General features: G+C 61.6%; 5 protein-coding genes. All 5 read right to left on the reverse strand.

Annotated elements, in window-relative coordinates; all coding sequences use genetic code 11:
• Positions 1 to 2,689 (reverse strand): hybrid sensor histidine kinase/response regulator (locus FEM54_RS20905; protein WP_138452780.1); only part of this gene is annotated, 2,689 nt, incomplete at its 3' end.
• 115 nt (positions 2,690 to 2,804) lie between these two features.
• Complete coding sequence (purD, locus tag FEM54_RS20910; RefSeq protein ID WP_017136750.1) at positions 2,805 to 4,097, reverse strand: phosphoribosylamine--glycine ligase; 1,293 nt, start codon at positions 4,095 to 4,097, stop codon at positions 2,805 to 2,807.
• Between the two features lie 125 nt (positions 4,098 to 4,222).
• Complete coding sequence (gene purH, locus FEM54_RS20915) at positions 4,223 to 5,830, reverse strand: bifunctional phosphoribosylaminoimidazolecarboxamide formyltransferase/IMP cyclohydrolase (protein WP_138452782.1); 1,608 nt, start codon at positions 5,828 to 5,830, stop codon at positions 4,223 to 4,225.
• A gap of 81 nt (positions 5,831 to 5,911) precedes the next feature.
• Entirely contained in the window at positions 5,912 to 6,232 is a 321-nt protein-coding gene (gene fis / locus FEM54_RS20920; RefSeq protein ID WP_003221275.1) for a DNA-binding transcriptional regulator Fis, read from the reverse strand.
• A partial coding sequence (locus FEM54_RS20925; protein ID WP_171045875.1) for a tRNA-dihydrouridine synthase occupies positions 6,229 to 6,680 on the reverse strand: 452 nt, incomplete at its 5' end. The genes fis and FEM54_RS20925, both read right to left, overlap by 4 nt.

The raw sequence follows: 6,680 nt of genomic DNA on the forward strand, positions 1-6,680 counted from the left end.
GCTTGGCCATGTGGCCATCCATGCCGGCCTGGCGTGCGCGTTCTTTATGTTCCGACAGGATATGCGCCGTAAGCGCCACCACCGGCGTGCGAATACGCTGGTGGCTGACTTCCCACGCGCGCAATTGCTGGGTGGCAGAGAAGCCATCGAGGATCGGCATTTCGCAGTCCATCAACACCAGGTCGTAACGCTGGGCTTTCATCGCCTCCAGCGCTTCCTCGCCGTTGCTGGCGGTGTCCGGGTTGAGGTTGAGCTTGCCGAGCATGCCGCGAATCACTTTGGTGGAGATACTGTTGTCTTCAGCCACCAGGATCTTGAAGTCACTGGGCACGGTGACTGCTGCCGGCGCGCTGAGAGCAGGGCGCGGCGCAATTGTGCCCTTGCTGCGCTGGGTCAGTTCGTCGGCCAGGGTGGTCTTGAGTGTGTAGCCGGCCACTGGCTTGGCGAGGATGCGTTTGATCCCGCTGTTGCGCGCGATGATCTTGCTCGGCGCATTGCTGATGCCGGTGAGCATGATCAGCAGAATGTCGTGGTTCAGGCTCGGGTCTTCCTTGATCTTCGCCGCCAGTTGCATGCCGGTCATGCCGGGCATGTTCTGGTCCAGCAGCACTACGTCGAAGTAGTCGCGCAGGTGCGCTTTGGTGCGCAGCAGCGCCAGGGCTTCTTTGCCGGACGGCACAGCGCTGACGTTCAAGCCCCAGGCGGTGCATTGCTGCACCAGCACTTTGCGGCAGGTGTCGTTGTCATCGACCACCAACACCCGCGCGCCTTTGAGCGGCCCGTCGAGGTCGGACGTCGGGTGCTCCAGGCGTTCCGGGTCCAGTGGCAGGGTCAGCCACAGCGTGCTGCCCTGGTGGCTGCCGCTCTTGATGCCGAACTCGCCGTTCATCAACAGGATCAACTGGCGGGCGATGACCAGGCCCAGGTGGCCGCTCAGGCGCGTAGCCGAGAGGAAGTTCTTGCTGTGCAGTTCGCTGTGCAGCAGCGCGTCGCGTTCGGCGGCATCCATCGGCAGGCCGCTGTCTTGTACGGCGATGCGCAGGCGTGGCTTGGTGCTGCGTTCGTCCAGGGCGACCACGATCAGCACTTCGCCTTCATCGGTTTTTTGCAGGGCGTTTTCCAGCAGGCTCAACAGCGCCTGGCGCAGGCGCGTGGGGTCGCCACTGATCACGCGGGGCACCTGCGGCTGGATAAAGCTGATCAGCTCGACGTTCTGCTGTTCGGCTTTGGCGCGGAAGATACTCAAGCAGTCATCGATCAGCGCGTTGAGGTCAAATTGCACGTCGTCCAGTTCGATCTGCCCGGATTCGAGCTTGGAGATGTCGAGGATCTCGTTGATCAGCGTCAGCAGTTCATTGCCGGCGCTGTGGATGGTCTGCACATAGTCACGCTGCTTCACCGACAGCGGCGTGCCGAGCAGCAACTCGGTCATGCCCAGCACGCCGTTCATGGGCGTGCGGATTTCGTGGCTGATCTTGGCCAGGAATTCGGCCTTGGCGGCGATCTCGGCATTGCTGGCCGCCAGGTCGCGGCTGAGGCTGAAGCGTGCTTCGACAATGGCGCGCTGGCGTTCGCCCAGGGCCAGGCTCATCAGCAGGCCGCTCAGGCAGATAAAGCTCAGCAGGGTCACGATCAAGCCTTGCGGTGCCACCAGCGTCAGGCCCAGCAGGGCGGGCAGGATGATCAGGGTGCCGATGTTGAACACCACCATCGCCACCACAAACAAGCGCGCCGGCCGGTAGCCTTTCTGCCAGTGGTAAGCCGAGATAAACAACATGCTCAAGCCTGCCAGGGCGACCAGCGCGTAGGTGATGATGTTCAGCGGCAAGGTGTTGACGAACAACAGCAGCAGGCCGCACAGCACGATCAGCAGGATGTCGGCCATCAACAGCTTGTTCAGCGGGTGCGGGCCCAAGGGCATGAAGAAGCGATAGGCAAACATCAGCCCGCACGGCGCAGTCAGCAGCAGCGCGAGGTAGGCGCCCGGGGTCTGCACCGCGTGCCAGTTTGGCAGCCACGGCCCCACCAGGTTGAGCAACAGCGCCAGGCTCAGCATCAACAGCACTTCGCAGGCCGCCAGCCACAGGCTGCTGCGCGAGCGGTGATAGGCGAAGCGTGTGAGGTTGTGCAGGATCAGCATCAGCAGGCAGCCGAACAGAAGGCCGTAGATAAGCGTCTGGGTCTGGTCGGCGGCGGCGAGCACGGCCGGTTCCAGGGTGATGTAGGGGCGCAGTTCGTGTTCCGAGACCAGGCGCAGGTACACCTCAAGGGGCTTCTGGCTCTGGGGCATCGGCAGCATGAAATCGCTGCTGGGCAGCGGGCGTTCCGCCTGGGGCTGGCGGGTACCGGTGCTTTGCTGCTCCACCAGCATGTCGCCGTCGAGCACATACAGGTTCAGGTGCGACAGGTCCGGGGCGAATACCCGCAGTACTTGTTCGTGCTTGCCGGGTTGCAGCTTGAAGCGTACCCACAACGCACCGTCCGGCTGCGCAGCGGTAATCCGGTCGAGTTCGATGGGGCTGAATTGATTGGTGTAGCGGGCGGAGCGGATGTCGCTCAGTTGCAGGTCGGCCTGTTCATCAAGCAATACTGCCCAACCACTGCCTTGCGCGGCGGCCTGGGCCGGGAACAAGCAGAGCAGGGTCAGCAAGCTGACTGTAAAACCTATGGCGATCCTGAGCCAGCGCACGGCGAAATCCCTTCGTAGGTTGATGCACGGGTTAACTATGCGCGGGGCGACATGGGTACGGCAAGGGCCAGAGGCCCTTACCTAGCCGAACGGATAGCTACGCAAGCGTAGCTGTTCAGTTGTTCTCGCCGCGTTCACGGGCAATGGCGCGATAGCCGATGTCTGTGCGGTAGAAGCAACCTTTCCAGTCGATTTTTGCCGCCAGTTTGTACGCCTGTTGCTGCGCGGCGTCGACACTGGCACCCATTGCGGTGGCGCACAATACACGGCCACCTGCGGTTACAACTTTGCCGTCCTTGAGCGCGGTGCCTGCATGGAACACCTTGCCTTCCAGCGTAGCAGCCGCATCCAGGCCTTCAATCACATCGCCCTTGGCGTAGTCGGCTGGGTAACCACCGGCCGCCAGTACGATGCCGACACTCGGGCGCGGGTCCCACTGTGCTTCAACCTTGTCCAGGGCCTGGGCCAATGCGGCTTCCACCAGCAGCACCAGGCTCGATTGCAGACGCAGCATCACCGGTTGGGTTTCCGGGTCGCCGAAGCGGCAGTTGAACTCGATGACTTTCGGGTTGCCGGCTTTGTCGATCATCAGGCCAGCGTAGAGGAAACCGGTGTACACATTGCCTTCGTCGGCCATGCCGCGCACGGTTGGCCAGATCACCAGGTCCATCACGCGTTTGTGCACGTCGGCGGTGACGACCGGGGCAGGGGAGTAGGCACCCATGCCACCGGTGTTCGGGCCGCTGTCGCCATCGCCAACACGTTTGTGGTCCTGGCTGGTGGCCATCGGCAACACATTTTTGCCATCGACCATCACGATGAAGCTGGCTTCTTCGCCGTCGAGGAACTCCTCGATCACCACACGCGAGCCTGCATCACCAAACGCGTTACCGGCGAGCATGTCGCGTACGGCGTCTTCGGCTTCCTGCAAGGTCATGGCGACGATCACGCCTTTACCGGCGGCCAGGCCATCGGCCTTGATCACGATCGGTGCGCCTTTTTCACGCAGGTAAGCCAGGGCCGGCTCAATCTCGGTGAAGTTCTGGTAGTCGGCCGTCGGGATCTTGTGGCGAGCCAGGAAATCCTTGGTAAAGGCTTTGGAGCCTTCCAGTTGGGCGGCACCGGCGGTTGGGCCGAAGCAGTCCAGGCCACGGCTGCGGAACAGGTCCACAACGCCGGCAACCAGCGGTACTTCCGGGCCGACGATGGTCAGGGAAACATTTTTTTCGGCAAAATCAGCAAGCTGCTCAAGGGCCAGGACGTCGATGGCGACGTTTTCGCACTTGGCTTCAATGGCGGTGCCGGCGTTGCCGGGGGCGACGAAAACCTTCTGAACGCGTGGGTCCTGGGCAACTTTCCAGGCCAGGGCGTGTTCGCGGCCACCGCTGCCAATGATCAAAACATTCATTTCAAAACCCTCGTTAGGATGATCGTTCCCACGCTCTGCGTGGGAATGCCTCTACGGACGCTCTGCGTCCGAGGGACGCGGAGCGTCCCTGGCTGCGTTCCCACGCGGAGCGTGGGAACGATCAATCAGTGGCGGAAGTGGCGCATGCCGGTGAAGACCATCGCGATGCCCGCTTCATCAGCGGCCGCGATCACTTCAGCATCACGCATCGAGCCACCCGGTTGGATCACGGCGGTAACACCGGCTTTCGCGGCGTTGTCCAGGCCATCACGGAACGGGAAGAACGCGTCGGAAGCCATCACCGAACCCACGACCTGCAAGCCTGCGTGTTCTGCCTTGATCGCGGCGATACGCGCCGAGTTCACGCGGCTCATCTGGCCGGCGCCGACACCGATGGTCTGGCGGTTCTTGGCGTAGACGATGGCGTTGGACTTAACGTACTTGGCGACTTTCCAGGCGAAGATCAGGTCGTTGATCTCTTGCTCGGTCGGGGCGCGCGTGGTCACGACCTTCAAGTCTTGGCTGCCGATCATGCCGATGTCGCGGCTCTGTACCAGCAAGCCGCCATTGACGCGCTTGTAGTCCCAGGCAGCGGCGCGGTCTGCTGACCACTCGCCGCAGGCCAGCAGGCGCACGTTGGCTTTGGCGGCAACGATGGCGCGAGCTTCTTCACTGACGGATGGGGCAATGATCACTTCAACGAACTGGCGCTCGACGATCGCCCTGGCGGTCTCGGCGTCCAGCTCACGGTTGAAGGCAATGATGCCGCCAAACGCGGATTCAGTGTCAGTGGCGTAGGCCAGTTCGTAGGCCTGGCGAATGCCGCCTTCAGCGTCCGGGCTCACAGCCACGCCGCACGGGTTGGCGTGCTTGACGATCACGCAGGCTGGCTTGACGAAGCTCTTCACACATTCCAGCGCGGCGTCGGTGTCGGCCACGTTGTTGTAGGACAGCTCCTTGCCTTGCAGCTGGGTCGCGGTGGCGATGCCGACTTCGGCAGGCTTGGCCTCAACGTAGAACGCCGCGCTCTGGTGCGGGTTCTCGCCGTAGCGCATTTCCTGGGCCTTGATGAACTGGCTGTTGAAGGTGCGCGGGAACTGGCTGCGGCCTTCTGTGCTCAGGGTTTCAGCGGCCTGGTTCACGGTGCCCATGTAGTTGGCGATCATGCCGTCGTAGGCAGCGGTGTGTTCGAACGCCTTGAGCATCAGGTCGAAACGCTGGGCGTAGGTCAGGCCGCCGGCTTTCAGGCTTTCCAGTACGTTGGCGTAGTCGCTGGCGTTAACCACGATGGCCACGTCTTTGTGGTTCTTGGCAGCGGAGCGAACCATGGTCGGGCCGCCGATATCGATGTTTTCGATGGCGGTCGGCAGGTCGCAGCCTGGCTTGTTGATGGTGGCTTCGAACGGGTAAAGGTTGACGGCTACCAGGTCGATCGGCTTGATGCCGTGTTCGCTCATGATGGCGTCATCGATACCGCGACGACCGAGGATCCCGCCGTGGATTTTCGGGTGCAGGGTCTTGACCCGACCGTCCATCATTTCTGCGAAACCGGTGTAGTCCGCAACTTCTACTGCGGCCACGCCGTTGTCCTGCAGCAGTTTGAAGGTCCCGCCTGTGGAGAGGATTTCCACGCCAAGGGCTTCCAGCTCCCGGGCAAATTCGAGGATCCCGGTCTTGTCGGAGACACTGATCAAGGCGCGGCGGATCGGCAGGCGGGTGGTCTGGTCGGTCATTTCAATTTCCATCAAAAGCAAAGGAGTCAGCAAAAAAGGCGACCGTTTTTACGCGGGCGCCTTTCTGGTTTGATTGAATGCTTACAGCAAATCGTATTGTTTGAGCTTTTTGCGCAAGGTGCCACGGTTGAGGCCCAGCAGCTCACTGGCTTTGGTCTGGTTGCCCTTGACGTAGTTCATCACGCTTTCGAGCAACGGCGCCTCGACTTCGGAGAGCACCAGGTTGTACACGTCCGTGACGGAAGCGCCCTCAAGGTGGGCGAAATAATTGTGCAGCGCCTTCTCGACACTCCCACGAAGGGTCTGACCTTCTTCGCTCGGCGTGTTCAGGTGCTGTTTCAAATTGACGTTGTCGCTCACGGGTGCTGTTCCACTCACTAAAGTCTCGGTCATCATCGTCATGCGGCCACCCCCTCTCCATCCCCTGTTCCCAGGCTCTTGTCACGTTCGGCGAAGAACTCACGAACGGTGGCGACCTGTGCCTGCGTTTCATCCAAACGATTGAACTGAGCGCGGAATTCCTTGGCGCCCGGCAAGGTGGCGAGATACCAGCCGACATGCTTGCGAGCAATGCGTACTCCCATCACGTCTCCATAGAAGGCGTGCAGGGCGGCCAGATGCTCTAGCAGAATACGTTCCACCTCGATCAACTCCGGTGCCGGCAAGACTTCGCCGGTACGCAGAAAGTGTTCGATCTCACGAAAAATCCATGGCCGCCCCTGGGCGGCCCGGCCAATCAACAAGCCATCGGCACCGGTTGCGTGCAGCACGCGCCGGGCTTTCTCGGCTGAGTCGATATCGCCATTGGCAAAGACCGGCATCGACACCGCCTGCTTGATCGCGGCAATGG

Source organism: Pseudomonas edaphica (assembly GCF_005863185.1).
Taxonomy (GTDB): Bacteria; Pseudomonadota; Gammaproteobacteria; order Pseudomonadales; family Pseudomonadaceae; genus Aquipseudomonas; species Aquipseudomonas edaphica.